Below are 20,063 nucleotides of genomic sequence, written 5' to 3' on the forward strand. Positions count from 1 at the left end.
TATGCTTCAGAGTGTCACCCTGCAGGGCTTCAAGAGTTTCGCCGACCGCACCCGCCTGGAGTTCGGACCGGGCGTCAGCGCCGTCATCGGCCCGAACGGCAGCGGCAAGAGCAACGTCGTGGAGGCCATCCGCTGGGCCACCCACCAGGCCCGCGCGCGGGACCTGCGCGCCGGGCGCGGCACCGAACTGATCTTCCACGGCAGCGGCGGCAAGGCCCCGCTGGGGCTCGCGGAGGTGCAGCTGGAACTCGTGACGCCCACCGGGGACCGCGTGAACCTCGCGCGGCGCGTGTACCGCGACGGGACCGGCGAGCAGGACCTGAACGGACGCGGCGTGCGCGTGCGGGACGTGCAGGGCGCGCTGCGCGGCACCGGCCTGGGCCCTGGCGGGCTGGCCGTGATCGGGCAGGGCGAGGTGAGCGGCGTCGTGCAGGCCGAGGGGAAGACCCTGCTGGGCTACGTGCAGGAGGCCGCCGGGCTGTCCCGCGCCGTCACCGCCCGCCAGGAGACCGAGGCGCGCCTGCGCGAGGCGGACACGCACCTGGACTCGCTGCGGCTGGTGCTGAACGAACGCGAGGCCGCCCTGGAACGCCTGGCGCGCGCGGCTCAGGACGCCCGCACGCACCGTGACCTGAGCGGCCGGGTGCTGACGCTGGAGGACGCCCTGCGCCGCGACCGGCAGCTGACCCTGGCCCGCGAGGTCTTCGCCGCCCGCAGCGAGGCCAGTGAACTGGAGGCCCGCAGCGCCGCCCTGGCCGCCGAGGTGCAGGCCGCCGCGACCGCCGTGGACGCCGCAAGGGACGCCGCGCAGGAAGCCCGCGCCCGCCGCGACGCGTACGCCGGGGCGCTCGACACGCTGCGCGCCGCCCGTGATGCCGCCGCGCAGGCCGAACGCTACCGCGCCCATCTGGACGCCGAACGACGGACCCTGACCGCCGAGCTGGACGCGCTGCCCCGCACGCCCCCTGAGCAGCCGGCCCCGGACCTGACTGCGCTGGACGCCGCGCTGACCCAGGCCCGCGCGCAGGCGGACGCCGCCGAACGCCGCGCCCGCAGCCTGGACGCCGACCTGACCCGCGCCCGCGCCCTGGCCGCCCGCGCCGCCGAGGCCGCCGCCCGCCACGACGCCAGCCGCGAGACGATCCGCGCCGAGTTCGAACGCGCCCAGGGCAACCTGACGCAGGCCTGCGAAGCGCTGGACGCCGCGCAGGACCGCCTGACGCACGCCCGCGCCGCCCGTGAGGCCGCCGAGCGCGCCTACCTGGGCGTCCGCGACGACCGCGAGGCCGCCACGCAGCACGAACGGCACCTGCGCGGCGAACTGGCCCGCGTGAACGCCAGCGTCGCCCCGCTGCGGCGCGAACGCGACCGGCTGGAACAGACCCTGAACTCCTACGCCCGCTACGGCGAAGGCGCCCGCAACGCCCTGCGCCTCGACCACCCCGGCATCGTCGGTTCGGTCGCGGACCTGCTGACCGTCCCCGCCGAATACGAGGTCGCGCTGGGCGCCGCGCTGGGCCGCCGACTGGAACAGGTCGTCGTGAACCGCGCGGACGACGCCCGCGAGATCATCGACGAACTGAAGCGTGTGGGCGGGCGCGCCACGTTCCTGCCGCTGGACCTCATCCGCGCCCGGCCCCGCCGCGACGGCGTGCTGCTGCGCGAGGACGGCGTGATCGGCAACCTCGCCGACCTGTGCCCCAGCGACCCGCCCCTGGTCGCCGAGAGCATCCTGGCCGACACCCTGGTCGTCCGCGACCTGCGCGCCGCGAACCGCATCGCCCGCGCGCACGCCAGCCGACCCCGCCTCGTCACGCTGGACGGCGAACTCGTCGAACCGGGCGGCGCGATCACCGGGGGCCGCGCCCGCGACACCGGCAGCGGCGTCCTCGGCGACCAGCGCCGCTTCCAGGAACTCGACGCGGAACTCGAGGACGCCGACCGTCAGAGCACCCGCCTGACGGCTGAACTGAAGAAGGTCGAGGCCACCCTGGCTGGCAGCGCCGAACGGCACGACACGCTTCTCGCCGCCCGCGAACGCGCCGCGCAGGAGGAGGCGGGCGCAGAGCGCCGCGTGACCGAACTGGGCGCGCAGACCCGCAGCCTCCAGGCGAACCACGACCGCCTCGCGGCCCGCCTGGGACCCGACGAGACGGAACCCGAACCCCTGGCCCCCGGCGAGACCCTGCCGGACGTGGACGCCCTGACCGCCAGCCTCCACGCCGCCCGCAGCGATGCCGAGACGCACCGCGCGCAGGAACGCCACGCCGCCGAAGGACTGGCCCTGGCGCAGCAGGCGGACGCCGCGTGGCGCGCCTACCGTACCGGCCGCGCCCGCGCCGGGGATCTGCGCGCCCGCTTGGACACCAACGCCACCTCCCTGACCGCCCAGGACGCCGCGCTGGACGCCGCCCGCGCCGAGGTGAGTCGCCGCGAGGCCGCGCTGGGCACCCTCGACGAGAACGAGTACGCCCGTGCCGAATACGCCCGCGAGAAGGCCAGTCAGGACTACGCGAACCTCATCGGCACGCAGAACAAGGCCCGCGCCCGCCTGGACGACCTGCGCCTCCTGATCGCCCGGCGCGAGGGCAGCCTCGAACCCATCCCCGACGGCTGCCTCCCGCCCGGCGCGCCCCGCGAGTGGACGGCCGAACTGACCCGCACCCGCGCCGCGCTGGACGCCCTGGGGCCCGTCAACGCCCGCGCCGAGGCCGACCACGCCGCCGAGACCGAACTGCTGGAGGCCCAGCGGGCCGAACTGCACGACGCGGACGCCGCCGCGCAGGAACTCCGCGCCCACCTGCAGGAACTCCAGACGGCCGAGGAACACGCCACCCGCGCCGCCTTTGACCGCGTGAACACCGCCTTCCGCGAATACAGCACCGAACTCCTCGGCGGGCAGGGCGACCTGGAACCCGAAACAGACGACGCGGGCATCCTGCGCGGCCTGCGCCTCGCCGTGCAACCCCGCGGGAAACGCACCCGCTCCATGACCCTCCTGTCCGCCGGGGAACGCACCATGGCCGGCCTGGGCTTCCTGTTCGCCCTGAACCACGCAGGCGGAGAAGGCAGCGCCGGGGGCCTCCCCCTGGCCGTCCTGGACGAGGTGGACGCCCCGCTGGACGAGGCGAACATCCGCCGCTTCACCGCCTTCCTGAAGCGCTTCAGCGAACGCGGCGCGCAGTTCCTGCTCGTCACGCACCAGAAAGCCACCATGGAAGTCGCGCACGCCCTGTGGGGCGTCACCACCGACCAGACCGGCGCCAGCCGCGTCCTCAGCATCCGACAGCACGACGACACCCGCGCTGGTTAGGTCAGATCGGCTGGAGTCGCGTCCCCTTCGCGCGTAGAGTCCACGCATGACCACGCAGACGCGCGCCGCCCAACTCGGCCAGATGCTCCTGTTCGGCCTGGGCGCCGGGCTGGGCACGGGCGCGCTGTGCGTCCTGATCGGCGCGCTGCTGGCGGGCGGCCTGACCCGCGCGGGCGCCGCCACCGCCCTGGGCTGGGGCGGCCTGATCCTGACGTTCCTGGCCGGGGCGATCATCTCCTCGCAGAACGGCCAGTCGCAGAGCGAGAGCAACATGCGCGCCCGGACTGCCCTGGGCGCAGATCCTCACCGCCCTGATCGGCGCCGGGGTGCTGTTCCTCGGGCAGTTCGCGTTGATCCGCTGATTGGCCGACGGCGCCCCCGGCGGTCTGCGCCATTCGTGGGATGGTCCGCCGGGGTCTGCGCGTGGCATGCTGGGGTATGGACATCACGCTGACCAATTCCACGCCGCAGGAGGCGCTGAGTGCGTTCCTGACGCACTGGCAGGGTGGGCAGTACCACGCGATGGCCCTGGCGCTCCCCGCGCGGGTGTTCCCGACGCGGCGGCGCAGCGTGCGGCAGGTGCGCCGCGCGTACCCCGGCACCCTGAGCGGGTTCAGCATCCTGTCCGCGCGGGACACCGACCCGGCCGCGACGAACGTGGACGTGCAGGTGCTGTGGCGGCAGCGCGGGGGGCTGGAACTGGGCCGCGTGCGCTACCGCATGGTGTACGTGGACGACCGCGACCAGCCCATCGCGCGGCACCACCCGGGCGGGCAGTGGAAGCCGTTCGCGACGTACACCCTCCCGGTGCCCCGGCCCCTGCGGGCGTAACGTGAATGGAGGAGAGGGGGCGGGCCTGCGCGGCTCGCCCCCCCATTTCACCCCCTCCCGGCCTCCCCCCTGAAGGGGGAGGAGAAGGCGTCCCTACGCCGTTCCCACTCCCACAACCCGTTCACTGCACGCGGAAGGCGGCGGCGTCCCGTGCGGGGAGGCTGAGGTGCAGGTACCCGCCGCTGACGCTGACCTTGGCGTCCTGCCCGGCGTACAGGGAGGAGGTGGCGGCCAGCGCGGCCCACTTCACGCCCAGGCTGCTCAGTTTCAGGGAGTAGGTGCGGCGCGCGTTGCCGCTGTGCCACGCGGCGAGGACGGTCTGGCCGTTCAGTTCGCGGGTGAACAGCAGCAGCTGTCCGCTGACGCGGTCGGGGGTGGGCAGCAGGGTCTGCGAGCCGTTGCTGAGGGCGGGGCTGGCCTTGCGCGCGGCGATGGCGGCTTTCGTGGCGTCGAACACGGCGCGCTCGGCGGGGGTCCACTGGTCCTCGAAGCGCATGTCGCGGCGGTTGTCGGGGTCCGTGCCGCCGCGCATGGCGATCTCGGTGCCCTGCCAGATAACGGGCACGCCGCGCAGGGTCATCAGGGCGCGCAGGCCGTAGCGGGTGCGCTCCTGGCCGACGTCCTCGAACAGGCTGCCCTGCGCGAAGCGCGGCACGTCGTGGTTGTCGAGGAACAGCGCCACCTCGCCCGGGCGGGGCAGTTCACCCTGGCGGGCAAGGACGCTGCGAACGGCGTCCAGGCTGCTCTCGCCCATCACGCTGGCCTTCATGGCGTCCTGCAGGCTGAACAGGAACAGGCTGTCGAAGCCCGCCTTCTGCCAGTCGGCGACGGTGCCGGTGTCCGCGCCGAACCACTCGCCCAGCGTCCAAGTGCCCGCCTGCCGGTCGGCGGCCAGCAGGTCGTTCAGGAAGGGCCGCTCGACGTGCTTGATCGCGTCGTACCGGAACGCGTTCACACCCTGTTCACGCCAGAAGTTCGCGTTGCCGAGCAGCAGGTCACGCACCTGCGGGTTGCTCTGGCGCAGGTCTGGCAGGCCCGACAGGGGGCAGTCCACGTCCTTGTTCTGGGTGGCGTCGCAGGTGGCCTGCGTGTTGAACCAGTCCCGGCGGACGCGCACGGCGGCGGCCTCGTAGCCGTAGTGGTTGATGACCTGATCGAGCACGACGCGCATTCCGGCGCCCTGCGCGGCCTTCACGAACGTCCCGAAGTCCGCCAGCGTCCCGAAGTGCGGGTCCACGTTCCGGAAGTCGGCGGGCCAGTACCCGTGGTACCCGGCGGTGCCGAACGAGTTCGCCGCCTGCTGCTGGTACACCGGCGTGAGCCACACGGACGTCGCCCCCAGCCGCTGGATGTATGCGAGTTTCTGCGTGAGGCCCGGCAGGTCCCCGCCGTGCCACGCGCGCGGGTCGTCGCGGTTCACACCCTGGTTGTTCGCGGGGTTCCCGTCGAAGAAGCGGTCGGGCATGACCTGATAGATCACCTGCCCCTCGAAATGGGGGATGGGCAGGGCCGTCTGCGCGCCCGACCCGCCCGTGAGGGAGGTCAGCAGCGCGCCCAGCAGGGCGAGGTGTCGCATGCCCGCATGGTATCGCTTCCAGCGACGGGGTGGATGGGTGACGGTTGAAAGTTGAGAGAGGGGGTCATCCCCAGTCCCCGCGCACGGAAAAGGGGAGAGGCCGCAACCTCCCCCCACAACCGATAGCCCACACCCCAATCGTCAACCGGTGTTGCGGACGCCCGCCGCGATGCCCTGGATGCTCAGGAGCAGGGGACGCTCGAACTCGTCGAGGCCGCCGTCCTTGCCGCGGCTGCGGCGCAGGAGTTCCACCTGGATGCGGTGAATCGGGTCGATGTACGGGTTGCGCAGGCCGATGCTTTCCTTCAGGCGCGGCTCGTTCGCCATCAGGTCCGCGCCCACCACGTCCTGCACCAGCGCCACCGTGCGGGCATAGGCGTCTTTCAGGTGCGTGGCGAGCGGGTGCGCGTCCCCCTCGGGCAGCAGGCGCAGGTACTCGTCGAAGATCAGCGGGTCGCTCTTGGCGAGGCTCATCTGCGCGTTGTCCAGCACCGTCCGGAAGAACGGCCACGTGGCGTACATCTCGCGGGCGGTCTCCACGCCGATCTCCTGCAGGCCCTCCTGAAGTCCGTACCAGCCGGGGAGGTTGGCGCGGTTCTGCGTCCAGCTCATCACCCACGGAATGGCGCGCAGGTTGCCCAGCGTGGGCGCGCCGGGGCGACGCACCGGGCGGGACGCGATGTTCAGCCGGGCGATCTCGTGGATGGGCGTCACGTGCTCGAAGAACGGCAGGAACGCCGGGTCGTCCACCAGCGCGCGGTACGCGCGGGCGCTGCTCGCGGCGGCGCGGGTCATGGCGTCCGTCCACGCGGGCTTCAGCTCCCCGGCGGGGCGCGCGGCGGACAGCAGCAGCCCGTACAGCGCCTGCTCCAGGTTACGGCGCGCCAGGACCGGGTGGCTGTACTTGTCGGCCAGCGCCTCGCCCTGCTCGGTGATGCGCAGCCCCGCGTCGATGGTCCCCGCCGGCTGCCCGAGGATCGCGCGGCTGGCCGGGCCGCCTCCCCGGCCGATGCTGGTGCCGCGCCCGTGGAAGAAGCGCCAGCGCACCCCGGCGCGGCGGCACACGTCACTGATCTGCCGCTGCGCCTCGTGCAGCGCCCAGTTCGCCGCGAGGAACCCCGTGTCCTTGTTGCTGTCGCTGTACCCCAGCATGATCTCCTGCACGTCCCCGCCCAGCACCGCGCGGTACTCGGGCAGCGACAGCAGCTCCCACACGACCTGCGGCGCCCGCTGCAGGTCGTCCAGCGTCTCGAACAGCGGCACGGGCAGGATGCGCAGCCCGACCTCGCGCGCCAGGATCAGAGGTTCGAGCACGTCACTGACCGACTCGGCCATGCTGATCACGTACCGCCCGAACGCGCGCGGCCCGGCGCGGCGCACCGCGTCCCGCACCTCGCGCACCGGACCGACCGCCGTTTCCAGGGTGTCCGGCAGCGCCTCCCCGGCGGGCCACAGCGGGCGGCGCGAGCGCAGCTCGCGGATCAGGAGTTCCTGCTTGGCATGCTCGGGCAGGGCCGCGTAGTCGGCCTCCACGCCCGAGGCGCGCAGCAGCTCCGCGACCGCCGCGCCCGTCTGCCCGCTGTGCTCGCGCACGTCCAGGCTCACGAGGTGCTGCCCGAACACCCGCGCGACCGTCAGCAGCGGCGACAGCAGCTGCTCCGCCGTGCGGCGCTGCCCATCCGCGATCAGGCGCGCTTCCAGCGCCTCCAGGCGACCGACCAGATCCAGCGTCTGACCGTCCTTCACCGCGTCGAACAGGCTCTGCAGCTCCTCACGGTACGCCTCCGCGCCCTCGTCCTCCTGGCTGAGGTCCGCGAATGCCTGCCGGATCAGGCCCAGCATCACCTCACGCGCCCGCTCGCCGTGCAGCGCCAGCGTCTCCCGCGTCGCCTGCGGCGTCACGAACGGGTTCCCGTCCCGGTCCCCGCCCATCCAAGACGAGAAGCTCAGCGGCAGCGTCGCCGCCGTGTCCCGCCCGAACACCTCGCGGAACGCGCCGCGCAGGTCCCGCTGCAACGCCGGGAGCGCCTGCGCGATGCTCGACACGTACGTCAGGCCACCCTTCACCTCGTCCAGCACGGTGGGTTTCAGGCGGCGCAGTTCCGGCGTGCGCCAGAGCGCCTCCACGTGCGCGGCGATCGCGGCGGCCTCCGGGCCGTCCACGCCCCCCTCGCTGAGGGTCGGCAGGGCCCGCGCCACCTGCTCCAGGTGACGGCGCACCGTGCGGCGACGCATCTCCGTCGGGTGCGCCGTGAACGTCAGGCCCAGATCCAGCCTCGAGAGCAGCGCCTCGACCTCCTCGGCCCTCAGGCCCTGCGCCTTCAACTCCTGCATCGCCTGCGCCAGACTCTGCGGGCGCACCCCCACCGACGCGCGCAGCACCCGCACCCGCTCGTACTCCTCGGCCAGGTTCACCAGCTGGAAGTACCACGTAAAAGCCCGCGCCAGGTTCCCCGCATCCTGCCCGGACAGTCCCGCCAGCATCGCGCGCAGCTCCGCGTCGCTGCCCCCGGCCCGCACCTCGCGCACCAGGGCGCGCGTGCGCTCCACCAGCTCGAAGAACGCCTCGCCCTCCTGTTCCTTCAGCACCTGACCCAGCGTGCGGCCCAGCAGGTTCACATCACTCCGAATGCTCATGCTCACTCCCTTCAACCGGCAGGGAACCCGTTCAGCTCTCCTGCCCTTCCACGTAACGGTACCGTTCAATGCCCACGGCGCGGTTCCCCTCTATCTGGACAAAGACGCCGTTCAGTTCCGACGGACCGTCCGCCGCGCCGTACCGGTGCGGACGCTCGGTCACGAACCGCTCGATCGGGCCGTGCGGATCACTGCCGATGATCGACTCGAACGGCCCGGTGAAGCCCGCGTCCGCCTGGAACGCCGTGCCGCCCGGCAGGATCCGTGTGTCCGCCGTGGGCACGTGCGTGTGCGTGCCGATCACCGCCGCCACCCGCCCGTCCAGGTACCGGGCCATGCCCTGCTTCTCGCTGGTCGCCTCGGCGTGGAAATCCACGAACACGCTGCCCAGATCGTCGCGTTCCAGCAGCGTGTCCATCGCGCGGAACGGGTTGTCCACCGCCTCCATGAACACCCGGCCCAGCAGGTTCACGACCGTCAACCGCTCCGTGCCCTGCGCGGTCTTCACGTCGAAGCTGCGCCAGCCCACCCCCGGCGTGCCCGGATCGCTGTAGTTCAGCGGGCGCACGATCGGGTACGTGCCCTCGTCCTGCATCAGCACGTACACGTCCTTGTGATGCCACGCGTGATTCCCCAGCGTCATGCAGTGCGCCCCGGCCTTCAGCGCGCCGTCCGCGCCCTCGCGGTGCAGGCCGAAGCCGCCCGCCGCGTTCTCCATGTTCACCACGATGAAATCCGCCTTCGACCGCAGGGTCGGCAGGTGCGCGCCCAGCACCCGCCGCCCCGCCGCCGCGAACACATCCCCCACAAACAGCAACCTGATCATTCGGTCAGGCTACCGTGTCGCGGCCACCCGGCCGTCACGTGCCCGCGCCGTAACGCGCCCGTAAGTGCCGGGGCGCACCGTGTGATCAGGAGGACATGACATGACATACATCCTGGTCACGACGGACGGCAGTGAACTCGGTCACCTGGCCCTGCCGCACGCGCGGGCGCTGGCGGACGCGCTGCACGCACAGCTGACGGTCCTGAGCGTCGTGCTGGACGACACGATGCTCGTGGGGGAGTTCGCGTACATCCCGCCGGTGAGCGGTCCGGACGAGGCGGCGCGGGTGCAGGCCACGCGGGAGGATCTCGCCGCGCGGCTGCCGGGCGCAGTCGTCAGGGTGGATCTGGCGCGTGGGCGGCACACGATCCGCGCGATCCTCGACGCCGCCGCTGAGCTGCGCCCCGACCTGATCGTCATGGGCACGCACGGCCGCAGCGGGCTGGGCCGGGCGCTGCTGGGCAGCGTCGCCGAGGGGGTCGCGCATCACGCCACCGCGCCGGTCCTGCTGGTGCGCGAGGGGCAGCCCGTGACGCGCTGGGCCGCGCCGGGGGCGCTGGGTGGTCCGGGGGGACGGCCGAGCGGCCCGGTCGCCTGAAGGCGATGTCGGGGGTGGCTCGCGTTCCGGGGGGGACGCGGGTCACCGTCTGCCCCGCGGCGGGCGGGTAGACTGGCGCGTTATGGCGGCGGTCAGGAAACCAGAAGTGATGAGCCCGGTGGGCGGTGAGGCGCAACTGCGCGCCGCAGTGGAGGCCGGCGCGGACGCCGTGTTCTTCGGCGTGAATCCCGCGCGGGGCGAGGGCCGCGCGGACGGGGCGGGCTTCCACGCCCGTGCGAAGGTCGGCTTCGATCTGGAGGCCCTGCCGGACATCATGGGCGGCCTGCACGCGCGTGGCGTGCTGGGCTTCGTGACGTTCAACGTGCTGGTGTTCGACCGGGAGCTGCGGCAGGCCGAGCGGCAGCTGATGGCCCTGGCGGAGGCCGGGGTGGACGCGCTGATCGTGCAGGATCACGGCGTGGCGCGCTTGGCGCACGAGATCTGCCCGGACCTGCCCATTCACGGCAGCACGCAGATGAGCATCACGTCCGCCGAGGGCGCCGAACTCGCGCGGCGCTTCGGGGCGAGCCGCGTGGTGCTGGGCCGCGAACTGAGCCTGCGCGACATCGAGCGGATCAAGAACGCGACCGACATCGAACTGGAGACGTTCGTGCACGGCGCGCTGTGCGTCAGTTACTCCGGGCAGTGTTTTTCCAGTGAGGCCTGGGGTGGGCGCAGCGCGAACCGCGGGCAGTGCGCGCAGGCGTGCCGCCTCCCGTACGAGCTGTTCGTGGACGGCGAGCACCGTGACCTGGGCGACGCCCGCTACCTGCTCTCGCCCGGCGACCTGTACGCGCTGCATCAGGTGCCCGATCTGGTGCGGATCGGCGTGGACTGCCTGAAGATCGAGGGCCGTTACAAGGACGCCGAGTTCGTCGCCCTGACGACCGCCGCGTACCGCAGGGCGGTGGACGAGGCCTGGGCGGGCCTGCCGCTGAGCGTCACCGCGCAGGAGGAACGCGACCTGGAACAGGTGTACTCGCGTGGGTTGGGGCCGCACTTCATGGCGGGCACCAACCACCAGACCGTCGTGCGTGGCCGCGCGCCGAGGCACCGTGGCGTGCGCGTCGGCACCGTGCGCGGCGTGACCGAACGTGGCGTGCTGGTCGAACTGAGCGAGGTCGTGAAACCCGGCGACGGACTGGTGTTCGACCCCGCGAACTGGCGCACCCCCGAGGGACGCGAGGAGGGGGGCTTCCTGTACGGCCTGTGGCAGGACGGCCGTCAGCTGGACGACGTGGCGCTGGACGGCGTGCGCGCCGGCGGCCTGTACGAGCTGCGCTTCGGGCGCGGCGCAGTCGACGGCCGCCGCGTGCGCGAGGGTGACCCGGTGTGGCGCACCCAGGACCCCACCCTGGCCGCCCGCGTGAAACCGCTGGTGGAGGCCGCCGATCCGCTGCACACCCGCCCGGTGGACGCGCACTTCGTCGGGCACGTGGGCCAGCCGCCGGCGCTGACCCTGACCGACGGGCAGGGCCGTAGCGTGACCATCACGCTGCCCGAACCCCTCTCGGAGGCCCGGAATCGCGCGCTGGACGAGGCGGGCCTGCGCGAGCAGCTGGGGAAACTGGGCGGCACGCCGTACCACCTCGGGGCCCTCAGCACCGACCTGCGCGGGGCGGGCTTCCTGCCGGTCAGCGCCCTGAACGCCCTGCGCCGCGAGGCCGCCGCCGCCCTGACCGACGCCCGCGCCGCCGCGCCCGAGCGCACCGTCACCCCGCGCCTGGACGACGCGCTGGCCGCCCTGACCCGCCCGCAGGCCCCCGCGCCCACCGCGACGCGCCTGCACGCGCTGGTCCGCACGCCCGAACAGCTGGACGCCGCGCTTGCGGCCCGGCCCGACTCGGTCACGCTGGACTACCTGGAACTGTACGGCCTGAAACCCAGCGTGGAACGCGTCAGGGCCGCCGGAATCCCCGTGCGGGTCGCCAGCCCCCGCATCCTGAAACCCACCGAGCAGAACCTCCAGAAATTCCTCGAATCCCTGGATGCGGGCATCCTGGTCCGCAGCGGCGGCCTGCTGGAAGGCCTGCATGAGGCCGGGACGACCGCAGAACTGACGGGGGATTTCAGCCTGAACGCCGCGAACGTCCTGACCACCCGCGCGCTGCTGGACCTGGGCCTGACCCGCCTGACGCCCACCTTCGACCTGAACGCGCAGCAGATCACCGAACTGGCCTCCCTCGTGGGCGGCGCCGCACTGGAACCCGTCGCGTATGGACACCTGCCGGTCTTCCACACCGAACACTGCGTGTTCTGCCGCTTCCTGAGCAGCGGCACCGACTACACGAACTGCGGTCACCCCTGCGAATCGCACCGCGTCGCCCTGCGCGACGAGCGGGGCCGCGCGCACCCGGTCATGGCGGACGTCGGCTGCCGCAACACCGTCTTCGAGGGCCGCCCCCAGGTGGCCGCCGCGCACCTGCGCGACTGGCACGCGGCGGGCATCCGCGACCTGCGCCTGGAATTCGTGCACGAGACGCCCGAACAGGTCCGCGAGGTCATCCACGCCCACCGCGCGTACCTGCGGGGCGAACTGACCGCCGCGCAACTCCAGGCGGCGCTGGACGAGCAGGTGGACCAGGGCACCACCGAGGGCAGCCTGTTCGTCCCGAACGACTTCGGGCTGCTGGACGCCCTGCCCATCCTGAGCTGACCCGGTCTCTGAGCCGAGCAGAGGAAAACGGACGCGCTGTCTCCCCCGGAATGCCCCCTGCCGGGGGCGTTTTCCTGGCCCGGCTCGTTTCTCACGTACGGCGCGCGGGGCTGTGTACGCTGGGTCATGGCGACCCTGGCGCACCCGGTGAAGGTGGAACGGCACGACGTGCTGGGTCGGCAGCATCACACGAACACCGGGGTGCGCCCGGTGCACACGTACCACCGCACGCCGCAGGGACTGTACGTCGCGCGGACGTTCGCGGGCCACCCGCGCATCCGGCACTGGCAGGCGCACCTGCTGCCCAAACTGAACCTCGTGGCGTGCCGCTACGACTTCCACGGGCGGCGCGAGCACGACTACTACCTGGACGTGGCGAACATCAGCCAGCAGGACGGCGTGTGGGAGGTCCGGGACCTGTACCTGGACCTGATCGTGCATGACGGCCTGATGGCCGAGATCGTGGACACGGACGAACTGCTGGCCTCACGCGCCGCCGGGCTGATCGGCGAGTGCGAGGCGCTGCGGGCCGTGCAGATCGCGCACGACACGCTGTCCGGACTGGCCCGCGCCCGCTACAGCCTGAACGACTGGCTGGCGACGCGCGGCGTGCGGCTGCACTGGCACGAGTGGAGCCTGCTCAGCCGCTGACCTGCCGCACCGGCGGACCGCCCAGGCCGCTACCCTGGAGGGCATGATCGACGCTGCCGCCGACCCGCAGGCCCGACTGGAGGCCGCCCTGCCCGCCGCCCTGGAGCGCCTGCGGGCCACGCCGGGCGCCTACGCGGCCCTGTGGTGCGGGAGTGCCGCGCGGGGCGAGGGGAACGCGCACAGCGACCTCGACTTCCACGTGCTCGTGAGAGGCGACGACCGCTGGCGCGCGAACTACGTCGTGGAGGGTGTGCCGGTCGAGGCGTTCCACAACCCCGTGCGGAAGGTCCGCGCGATGTTCGCCGCCGGGCAGGGCGACACCATCACCATGTACGCCGAGGGCCGCCCCGTGTGGCCGCACCCGGACCTGGACGCCCTGATCGCCGAGGCCCGCGCCCTGCACGCCGCCGGGCCGGACCCGCGCCCCCTGGGGCAGCAGGCCCGCTTCCGGCTGGTCGAGGAGGTCATGGACGCCCGAGCCCTGGCCGGGGCGGACGACCCGCTGCACGTGCTCGTGGCGTGCCGCGCCGCCGGACTGGCCGTGGAGGCGCTGTTCGGGGCGCGCGGCTGGTGGGCGGTCAAACCGCAGCGCTGGCTGAGCACGCTGGCTGGGCGTGATCCGCAGGCCGCCCACGACCTCCGGGCCGTCCTGACTGCGCCGGACGCCGGGGCGCGGCAGGCGGCGCTGGAGGCCCTGACCGTCCGCGTGACCGGCGACCTGACGTACCACGAGGGCGGCAGCGACCCGGTCCCGGTGCCCTGACCCCCCGATCCCCTGACCGCCGCCGGCGGGGTGAACCTGAAGAGCGTTCAGGCGCCCCTCAGCCGCCCGTGGGGTGGGCCGGGCAGACTGCCGGTCAGATGGCACGCTTCTCGAACCGCAGTCTCAGCAGTGGCCCCGGCGGGCGCGGCACCCGCGTGGACGGCCGGAAAGTCCTCGTCCTGATCCTCGCCGGGGGGAAGGGCGAGCGGCTGGGCGTCCTGACGCAGGAGCGCGCCAAGCCCGCCCTGACCTTCGGCGGCACGTACCGCCTGATCGACTTCGCGCTGAGCAACTGCATGCACAGCGGCCTGCCCGACGTGTGGGTGCTGGAGGAATACCAGCTGCACACCCTGAACGACCACCTGACCAACGGCCGCCCCTGGGACCTGGACCGCACGTACGGCGGCCTGGAGGTGCTGCCCCCCAGCCCGGACACCCTGACCGGCGCACTGGAGGACGCAGGCAACGCGGACGCACTGCACGCCCACCGGCACCTGATCCGCTCGTTCGCGCCGGACGTGCTGGTCGTTCTGTCCGCCGATCACGTGTACACCCTGGACTACACCGAGGTCATCCGCCATCACCTGAAGGTCGGCGCGGCAGTTACGATGGTCACCACCGACCTGCCCGCCGGGGAGGACGCGGGCCGTTTCGGGAACGTGCAGGTCACGAAACGGGGCCGCGTGAAGCGCTTCGCGTACAAACCCGAAGAGCCGCTGGGTGGCTCCATCACCACCGAGGTCTTCGTGTACGACGCGCCCGCGCTGCTGCGCACCCTGGACGACCTGCGCGCCGCCACGCCCGCCGGGAAGGGCCTGGGGGACTTCGGGCACGCGCTGATCCCCGCGTTCGTGAAGGCGAAGACGGCGCACGCGTACGCCCTGGACGGCTACTGGCTGGACGTGGGCCTGCCCAGCGCGTACTTCCGCGCGCACCAGGACCTGCTCGCGGGCCGCTCGGTGCGGCTGGACGCGCCCGACTGGCCGGTCCTGAGCAGCAGCATCCCCCGCATGCCCGCCCGGATCGCGCAGGGCGCGCGGGTGGAGGACAGTCTCGTGTCGTACGGCTGCCACGTGCAGGGCCGAGTGATCCGCTCGGTGCTGTCCCCCGGCGTGACCGTGGAGGCCGGGGCGGTCGTCGAGGACACCGTGATCCTCCGCGACGCGACCATCCGCGCCGGAGCGCACGTCCGCCGCGCCGTCGTGGACGAGGAGGCCGTCATCGCCGCCTGCGTGGACGGAGGCCCGGACGGTCTGGCCGTGATCGGCGCACGCGCCCACATCGCCGCGCCCGTCAAGGGTGACACGCAGGTCGAACCGGGCCGCCGCTGGCGCAGGGGCTCCCGCGAGCGCACCGCCGACGAGTGAAGCAGAACCCCCTCCCACCCATCCGGCCGGAGGGGGCAGGGGAGGGGCCGGTCAGTCCGTCCCGCTGGGCGCGTACCCGGACAGCGCCGGGTCTTCCACCCGCCGCAGCGCCGGGTTCAGCAGTTGCAGGCCTGCTACGACGGCCAGCGTCAGCCCCGCCGCGACGGCCACGCCGCCCGGTGCGTACCGCGCGGCCAGGAGGCCCGCCAGCGCGCTGCTGGCCGGGGACGTGAACTGCGCGATCAGGCGGCGGACGCTGAACACCCGCCCCTGCAACTCGGGCGGCACCTGCGACTGCCAGATGCTCTGCGAGTGCGCGTTCATTGCCGGGAACGTCAGCCCCATGACCAGCAGGGCCGCCGCTGCGCCCAGCACGGTGCCCGCCGCACCGAACGCCGCGAAACTCAAGCCCGAGACGATCATGGGCACCAGCACACCCAGCACCCGGTTCCGTTTCAGGCCGCCCCAGGTGCTGATCAGCACGCCGCCCAGCACGCCGCCGACGCTCTGCACGACGGCCAGGGTCGCCAGCGTGCCCTGGAGCGTCCCGCCGCGTGCCTCCCAGTCGCCATTCAGGCCGAACTTCACGATCAGGGGCTCCAGCACCCCCAGGTTGCTCGTGCACAGGTTCGCCACGGCAAAGGTCAGCAGCAGGGCCAGCAGCGGCCGCCGCTGCCCGATGAACACCCACCCGAAGCGCATGTCCGCCAGCAGACTGCCGCGCCCCGCGCCCTCCCGCCGCACCGGGGACGGCACGCGCAACCGCGACAGGATCAGCACCGCCACCAGGAACGTCACCGCGTCCACCGCGTACGCGAACGGCACCCCGTCATGCAGGCCCGAGAGCCACGCCGGACCGCTCCCATTCTCGCGCAGCAGCGCGGGCACGCCGATCAGCAGCGCCGCCGCCGCCGGACCCACCAGCCCCGCCAGACTCCAGACCGTCTGCATCATCCCGTTCGCGCGCGGCAGCCGCTCGCGCGGCACCAGACTCGTGTAACTCGCGTCGAACGCCGACCCGTGGAAGGTGGACACCGCGCCCATCAGGGCCGTGAGGACCACCATCGCCCACAGTGGCGTCGCCGCCGAACCCACCAGCAGCAGCGTCCCCAGCGTCAACGCGACCCCCGCCACGTCGCACGCCAGCATGATCCGCCGCCGGTCGTGCCGGTCTGTCCACGCGCCCGCCAGCGGCGCCAGCAGCGTCGCCGTGAGCGCCCACGCCAGCGCGGTCAGCGACAGCGCCGCCGCCAGCTGCGGTTTCTGCTCCGCCAGCGGAAACCGCGTCTGCGTCAGGTAGATGTTGAACGCGAACCCCGCGATGGCCGACCCGATCACGCTCAGCGCCTGCGACCCCCACAGCCACAGGAACGTCCGCCACCCATCCGGCGGCGACAGGGATTCAGGGGCAGCAGGGGAGGTCATGCGCCCAGCGTAGGCCCGCCCCCACGCGCCGCACATGCGCCAGATGACCTGCCCTACCCTGACCACATGCTGCGCCTGCACGCCACCCCCACCCCCGACACGGACGCCCTCCTGACCCGCGCCATGTCCCCCGACCCGGCCCGCATCCAGGCCGCGCTGCACCGCGCCCGCACCGACCCCGACTGGCAGCTGCACACCTGGGAGGCCGGGGGGAAGGTCGTCTGCGCCGCCACACTCACCGTCCACGGAGCACACGGCACCGTCCGGTACATCGGCACGCACCCCACTCACACCGGGCAGGGCCACGCCCGAGCCCTCCTGCACGCCCTGATGAACACCCTGCACCTGCACACCCTGACCGCCGAAACGGACGATGACGCCGCCGACTTCTACCGCCGCAGCGGCTTCCACGTCCAGGAAATCCCCAGCCCCTGGGACCGCCGCCGCTACCGCTGCACCCTCACGCGCGAGGCGTGATCAGGCCGGGAGACCGCGCCCGCGTCAACCCCGCAGCGGCTCAGGCCAGAGGTGCAGGTGATCCACAAGGACCTACTTCTGCCGGAGTTTCTTGCGTTCCTGCACGGCGAGTTCGTCCACGCGTTCGTTCTCGCCGTGCCCGGCGTGCCCCTTGACCCACACGAACGTCAGGGCGTGCGTGCGGGCCTGCGCGATGAGTTCCTCCCACAGGTCCTGGTTCTTCACGGGGTCGCCCCCGGCGGTCTTCCAGCCGTTGCGCTGCCACTTCAGGATCCAGCCGTCCGTGAACGCCTTGCGCAGGTACTGGCTGTCGGTCACGACCCGCACCTGGCAGGGTCGTTTGAGGACCTTCAGGCCTTCGAGGAGGCCGCGCAGTTCCATGCGGTTGTTGGTGGTGCCTTCCTCGTTGCCGCTCAGGACGAGTTCCTTGCCCTTGTAGTTGAGGATGGTGGCCCAGCCGCCGTGTCCGGCCTGGGTGTCGCACGCGCCGTCGCTGTACAGTTCGACGTTCTCCCCGGTGATGGGCGCGTCTGGCTGGATGCCGGCCTTGATGGGCAGGCGGTCGCGCGCGGCGGCCTGCGCTTTCTGCGCGGAAGATTGGGGGCGGTGCGGGCGGGACATCCTGGGAACTGTAGGGATGGGCGGCCCGTACTGTCAAGCATGATCCGCTCGCCGCTGACCATTCCTGAACCGGACCGTACACCCGCGATTGTCACGCACCTGTCGCCGCTGGCGGGGTTCCTGATCCCGACGGTGGGGAACCTGCTGGGGCCGCTGGTGGCGTGGCTGGCGTACCGGGACCGCAGCCGCGCTCTGGACGATCAGGGCAAGGAGGCGCTGAACTTCCAGATCAGCTGGTGGCTGTACTCGCTGGTGGTGGGCGTGCTGGGCTTCGCGCTGTTCAGCCTGGGCCTGCTGGGGGGTGCGGTGGGCGCGGCGGCGGGCGCGCCGGACGTGGGGGCGTTCGCGTTCCTGGGGTCGTTCGGAGCGTTCTTCCTGCTGTTCCTGCCGGTGCTGCTGATCACGAGTCTGGTGCCGTTCGTGTTCATGATCCTGGCGGTGGTGCGGGTCAGTGCGGGGCAGGCGTACCATTACCCGCTCAGCATCCGCTTTCTGAAGTAAAGCGCTGGGTAAAGCAGGACATTACCGGGGTATGCTGCCCGCATGCGGATCATGGCTGTGTTTGCGCACCCGGACGACGAGATCGGGTGCATCGGGACGCTGGCGAAGCACGCGGCGCGCGGGGACGAGGTGCTGCTGGTCTGGACGACGCTGGGGGAACTCGCCAGTCAGTTCGGGGACACCTCGCACGAGGAGGTGACCCGCGTGCGCCGCGAGCATGGCGCGTGGGTCGCCCAGAGGATCGGGGCGCGGTATCACTTCTTCGACATGGGGGACAGCCGCATGACGGGCGGCCGCGCCGAGGCGCTGCAACTGGCGCGGCTGTACGCGCAGTTCCGGCCGAACGCGGTGATCACCTGGAGTGACGATCACCCGCACCCGGATCACCGGATGACCGCGAAGATCGCGTTCGATGCGATCACGCTGGCGCGCATCCCGAAGATCATCAACGAGGCGGGGGGCGCCGCAATGCCGCCTGCGCCGGACCTGAGCGGGGACGCCGCGCCGGAAAGTGGCGAGGACGTGCGCCGCCTGGACGCGTGGCGGGACCCGGTGCGTTTCTACCAGTACTTCGCGCCCGCCAGCCCCTACCCGGAGGTGTTCGTGAACACGGCGGACACCCTGGACGTCGCGGCGGAGGTCATGGGCTTCTATCAGGCGTTCTACAGGTGGCAGTGGACGGCGGAGCAGTACCGGGCGGCGCGGGTGGACCTGGGTCGCCTGGCGGGCGTGGGCGCGGCCGAGCGGTTCAACCTGCGGGTCACGCACCTGCCCGCGCGGGACTACCTGCACTGACCGGGACTGCCCTGACCGGCGCCGAGTGAGCGGTTTGGGGGGCGGGACGCGCGCCCGGCGGGGAACGCGCTACAGTGTCGGGGCATGTCGGAGTCCATTCACATCAAGCAGACGATCGTGGTCCGTGCCCGCCCGGACGTCCTGTACCGCCTCGCGCTGGAGCCGAAACGCCGCGCGAAATGGGACCCGAACCTCGCCAAGGCCGAGTACGAGGGCGAGGGCGGCCGCCTCGCGAACAACTCGCTCGTGCGCTTCAAGTTCACGCGCCGCCTGCTGGGCCTGAGCTTCACCGCGAAGTACGGGCAGCTTCAGGCTCCGCAGCGCGGCGGCTGGGAAAGCGTCCGGCACGTCGGCCCGCTGGAGAAACTCACGCAGGGCTGGATCTTCAAACCCATGCCCGGCGGGACCGAGGTGACCCTGACCGTGCACGGCAAGGTCCGTTACAAGTGGGTGCGGGTACCCGTCGAGCGCGTCCTGCACAACATGGTCGCCACGACCCTGCTGGAACTCCAGCGGACCGTGGACGCCCAGGGCGCGCAGCTCATGGAGGACATGGGCCGCGAACTGGCCGAGAAGCAGAAAGCCGACCAGAAGGCCGCGAAGGAAGCCGCGAAGGCCGCCAAGCGCAAGAAGTAAGGTCGACGCAGATCGCGCCCCGGTTCAGCTGGGGCGCGACGTCGTTTGGCGCTCCTCGTCCGGCGTGAGGATCAGCACCGTGCCGTCCTTCGTTCCGAACGCCGTCCAGGGTTCCTCCGCACGGACGCGGTAGCCCTCGGCGGGGCGCAGGCGCACGAAATTGCTCAGCGGGAGATCCACGACCGCCTCGCCACTCAGACACAGCAGCCAGCCGGTCTCGGCAGGCCCGGACAGGGTGCCGGACAGGTTCACGACGCGCACGCGACCGCCGGGCAGCCGCACCCACTCGCCGGGACTGCCCTGCGCCAGCCGCGCCAGATGCAGGGATTGAGGAACGTCAGGTTTCACGGGCGTCACAGTGGAGCACGTCATATCACGCCCCGGCCCGCG

The 20,063-nt window shown here is 72.3% G+C and carries 18 protein-coding genes; 12 read left to right on the plus strand and 6 right to left on the minus strand.

All coding sequences use genetic code 11. From position 1 onward, the window contains the following. The first annotated feature begins 1 nt into the window (after position 1). The 3 genes from IEY69_RS07525 to IEY69_RS07535 are packed head-to-tail and all read left to right on the plus strand — an operon-like array spanning position 2 to position 4,144. Complete coding sequence (locus IEY69_RS07525) at positions 2 to 3,313, plus strand: SMC hinge domain-related protein (protein ID WP_189072534.1); 3,312 nt, start codon at positions 2 to 4, stop codon at positions 3,311 to 3,313. Between the two features lie 46 nt (positions 3,314 to 3,359). Then, complete coding sequence (locus IEY69_RS07530; RefSeq protein ID WP_189072535.1) at positions 3,360 to 3,767, plus strand: hypothetical protein; 408 nt, start codon at positions 3,360 to 3,362, stop codon at positions 3,765 to 3,767. Further along, entirely contained in the window at positions 3,752 to 4,144 is a 393-nt protein-coding gene (locus tag IEY69_RS07535; protein WP_189072536.1) for a hypothetical protein, read from the plus strand. The genes IEY69_RS07530 and IEY69_RS07535 overlap by 16 nt, the downstream gene beginning before the upstream one ends. A gap of 121 nt (positions 4,145 to 4,265) precedes the next feature. On the opposite strand, the gene IEY69_RS07540 is transcribed toward IEY69_RS07535, so the two are convergent. From IEY69_RS07540 to IEY69_RS07550, 3 genes are all read right to left on the minus strand, one after another. After that, on the minus strand, positions 4,266 to 5,720 hold the full coding sequence (locus IEY69_RS07540; protein ID WP_189072537.1) for an alpha-amylase family glycosyl hydrolase: 1,455 nt from the start codon (positions 5,718 to 5,720) through the stop codon (positions 4,266 to 4,268). A gap of 141 nt (positions 5,721 to 5,861) precedes the next feature. Continuing rightward, on the minus strand, positions 5,862 to 8,357 hold the full coding sequence (locus tag IEY69_RS07545) for a phosphoenolpyruvate carboxylase (protein WP_189072538.1): 2,496 nt from the start codon (positions 8,355 to 8,357) through the stop codon (positions 5,862 to 5,864). Positions 8,358 to 8,388: 31 nt separating this feature from the next. Then, positions 8,389 to 9,183 carry a TIGR00282 family metallophosphoesterase gene (locus tag IEY69_RS07550; protein ID WP_189072539.1) on the minus strand — a complete coding sequence of 265 codons (795 nt, stop codon included), beginning with the start codon at positions 9,181 to 9,183 and terminating at the stop codon, positions 8,389 to 8,391. A gap of 100 nt (positions 9,184 to 9,283) precedes the next feature. Between IEY69_RS07550 and IEY69_RS07555 the strand changes: the two genes are divergently transcribed. The 5 genes from IEY69_RS07555 to IEY69_RS07575 all read left to right on the plus strand — a co-directional run bounded on the left by IEY69_RS07555 (position 9,284) and on the right by IEY69_RS07575 (position 15,218). Beyond that, entirely contained in the window at positions 9,284 to 9,781 is a 498-nt protein-coding gene (locus IEY69_RS07555; RefSeq protein ID WP_189072540.1) for a universal stress protein, read from the plus strand. Positions 9,782 to 9,863: 82 nt separating this feature from the next. After that, positions 9,864 to 12,437 (plus strand): U32 family peptidase, encoded by a 2,574-nt coding sequence (locus tag IEY69_RS07560; RefSeq protein WP_444542398.1) that lies wholly within the window; start codon positions 9,864 to 9,866, stop codon positions 12,435 to 12,437. Between the two features lie 126 nt (positions 12,438 to 12,563). Beyond that, positions 12,564 to 13,088 (plus strand): DUF402 domain-containing protein, encoded by a 525-nt coding sequence (locus IEY69_RS07565; protein WP_189072542.1) that lies wholly within the window; start codon positions 12,564 to 12,566, stop codon positions 13,086 to 13,088. A gap of 43 nt (positions 13,089 to 13,131) precedes the next feature. Continuing rightward, positions 13,132 to 13,851 carry a nucleotidyltransferase family protein gene (locus tag IEY69_RS21685; protein WP_229783733.1) on the plus strand — a complete coding sequence of 240 codons (720 nt, stop codon included), beginning with the start codon at positions 13,132 to 13,134 and terminating at the stop codon, positions 13,849 to 13,851. 98 nt (positions 13,852 to 13,949) lie between these two features. Then, complete coding sequence (locus tag IEY69_RS07575; protein WP_189072543.1) at positions 13,950 to 15,218, plus strand: glucose-1-phosphate adenylyltransferase family protein; 1,269 nt, start codon at positions 13,950 to 13,952, stop codon at positions 15,216 to 15,218. Between the two features lie 51 nt (positions 15,219 to 15,269). Here the strand turns inward: IEY69_RS07575 and IEY69_RS07580 are convergent, their stop codons facing one another. Further along, entirely contained in the window at positions 15,270 to 16,643 is a 1,374-nt protein-coding gene (locus IEY69_RS07580) for an MFS transporter (protein WP_189072544.1), read from the minus strand. A gap of 66 nt (positions 16,644 to 16,709) precedes the next feature. Here IEY69_RS07580 and IEY69_RS07585 point away from each other — a divergent pair, with 66 nt between their 5' ends. Beyond that, positions 16,710 to 17,120 carry a GNAT family N-acetyltransferase gene (locus IEY69_RS07585; protein ID WP_189072545.1) on the plus strand — a complete coding sequence of 137 codons (411 nt, stop codon included), beginning with the start codon at positions 16,710 to 16,712 and terminating at the stop codon, positions 17,118 to 17,120. Between the two features lie 72 nt (positions 17,121 to 17,192). Here IEY69_RS07585 and rnhA read toward each other — a convergent pair whose 3' ends face one another. Continuing rightward, the gene (gene rnhA / locus IEY69_RS07590) at positions 17,193 to 17,741 is read right to left on the minus strand and encodes a ribonuclease HI (protein WP_189072546.1); all 549 of its coding nucleotides are present in this window, start codon (positions 17,739 to 17,741) and stop codon (positions 17,193 to 17,195) included. A gap of 39 nt (positions 17,742 to 17,780) precedes the next feature. Here rnhA and IEY69_RS07595 point away from each other — a divergent pair, with 39 nt between their 5' ends. The 3 genes from IEY69_RS07595 to IEY69_RS07605 all read left to right on the plus strand — a co-directional run bounded on the left by IEY69_RS07595 (position 17,781) and on the right by IEY69_RS07605 (position 19,673). Continuing rightward, positions 17,781 to 18,242: a DUF4870 domain-containing protein gene (locus IEY69_RS07595; RefSeq protein ID WP_174368172.1), complete on the plus strand. Its 462-nt coding sequence runs from the start codon at positions 17,781 to 17,783 to the stop codon at positions 18,240 to 18,242. Between the two features lie 42 nt (positions 18,243 to 18,284). Beyond that, a complete protein-coding gene (locus IEY69_RS07600) occupies positions 18,285 to 19,037 on the plus strand; it encodes a PIG-L deacetylase family protein (protein WP_189072547.1) in 753 nt (250 codons plus the stop codon). Between the two features lie 84 nt (positions 19,038 to 19,121). Continuing rightward, positions 19,122 to 19,673: an SRPBCC family protein gene (locus IEY69_RS07605; protein WP_189072548.1), complete on the plus strand. Its 552-nt coding sequence runs from the start codon at positions 19,122 to 19,124 to the stop codon at positions 19,671 to 19,673. Positions 19,674 to 19,697: 24 nt separating this feature from the next. On the opposite strand, the gene IEY69_RS07610 is transcribed toward IEY69_RS07605, so the two are convergent. Then, positions 19,698 to 20,021 carry a hypothetical protein gene (locus IEY69_RS07610; protein ID WP_229783735.1) on the minus strand — a complete coding sequence of 108 codons (324 nt, stop codon included), beginning with the start codon at positions 20,019 to 20,021 and terminating at the stop codon, positions 19,698 to 19,700. Between the last annotated feature and the right edge of the window lie 42 nt (positions 20,022 to 20,063).

The sequence above is a fragment of the Deinococcus sedimenti genome (assembly GCF_014648135.1).
GTDB classification, from domain to species: domain Bacteria; phylum Deinococcota; class Deinococci; order Deinococcales; family Deinococcaceae; genus Deinococcus; species Deinococcus sedimenti.

What these genes read in the sequence shown, in the direction of transcription:
- IEY69_RS07545 (WP_189072538.1), bottom strand. Translation starts at nt 8,357, where the DNA reads ATGAGCATTCGGAGTGATGTGAACCTGCTGGGCCGCACGCTGGGTCAG.
- IEY69_RS21685 (WP_229783733.1), top strand. Translation starts at nt 13,132, where the DNA reads ATGATCGACGCTGCCGCCGACCCGCAGGCCCGACTGGAGGCCGCCCTG.
- IEY69_RS07540 (WP_189072537.1), bottom strand. Translation starts at nt 5,720, where the DNA reads ATGCGACACCTCGCCCTGCTGGGCGCGCTGCTGACCTCCCTCACGGGC.
- IEY69_RS07575 (WP_189072543.1), top strand. Translation starts at nt 13,950, where the DNA reads ATGGCACGCTTCTCGAACCGCAGTCTCAGCAGTGGCCCCGGCGGGCGC.
- IEY69_RS07565 (WP_189072542.1), top strand. Translation starts at nt 12,564, where the DNA reads ATGGCGACCCTGGCGCACCCGGTGAAGGTGGAACGGCACGACGTGCTG.
- IEY69_RS07550 (WP_189072539.1), bottom strand. Translation starts at nt 9,183, where the DNA reads ATGATCAGGTTGCTGTTTGTGGGGGATGTGTTCGCGGCGGCGGGGCGG.
- IEY69_RS07525 (WP_189072534.1), top strand. Translation starts at nt 2, where the DNA reads ATGCTTCAGAGTGTCACCCTGCAGGGCTTCAAGAGTTTCGCCGACCGC.
- IEY69_RS07555 (WP_189072540.1), top strand. Translation starts at nt 9,284, where the DNA reads ATGACATACATCCTGGTCACGACGGACGGCAGTGAACTCGGTCACCTG.
- IEY69_RS07530 (WP_189072535.1), top strand. Translation starts at nt 3,360, where the DNA reads ATGACCACGCAGACGCGCGCCGCCCAACTCGGCCAGATGCTCCTGTTC.
- IEY69_RS07595 (WP_174368172.1), top strand. Translation starts at nt 17,781, where the DNA reads ATGATCCGCTCGCCGCTGACCATTCCTGAACCGGACCGTACACCCGCG.
- IEY69_RS07535 (WP_189072536.1), top strand. Translation starts at nt 3,752, where the DNA reads ATGGACATCACGCTGACCAATTCCACGCCGCAGGAGGCGCTGAGTGCG.
- IEY69_RS07600 (WP_189072547.1), top strand. Translation starts at nt 18,285, where the DNA reads ATGCGGATCATGGCTGTGTTTGCGCACCCGGACGACGAGATCGGGTGC.
- IEY69_RS07580 (WP_189072544.1), bottom strand. Translation starts at nt 16,643, where the DNA reads ATGACCTCCCCTGCTGCCCCTGAATCCCTGTCGCCGCCGGATGGGTGG.
- IEY69_RS07560 (WP_444542398.1), top strand. Translation starts at nt 9,864, where the DNA reads ATGGCGGCGGTCAGGAAACCAGAAGTGATGAGCCCGGTGGGCGGTGAG.
- IEY69_RS07585 (WP_189072545.1), top strand. Translation starts at nt 16,710, where the DNA reads ATGCTGCGCCTGCACGCCACCCCCACCCCCGACACGGACGCCCTCCTG.
- IEY69_RS07605 (WP_189072548.1), top strand. Translation starts at nt 19,122, where the DNA reads ATGTCGGAGTCCATTCACATCAAGCAGACGATCGTGGTCCGTGCCCGC.
- rnhA (WP_189072546.1), bottom strand. Translation starts at nt 17,741, where the DNA reads ATGTCCCGCCCGCACCGCCCCCAATCTTCCGCGCAGAAAGCGCAGGCC.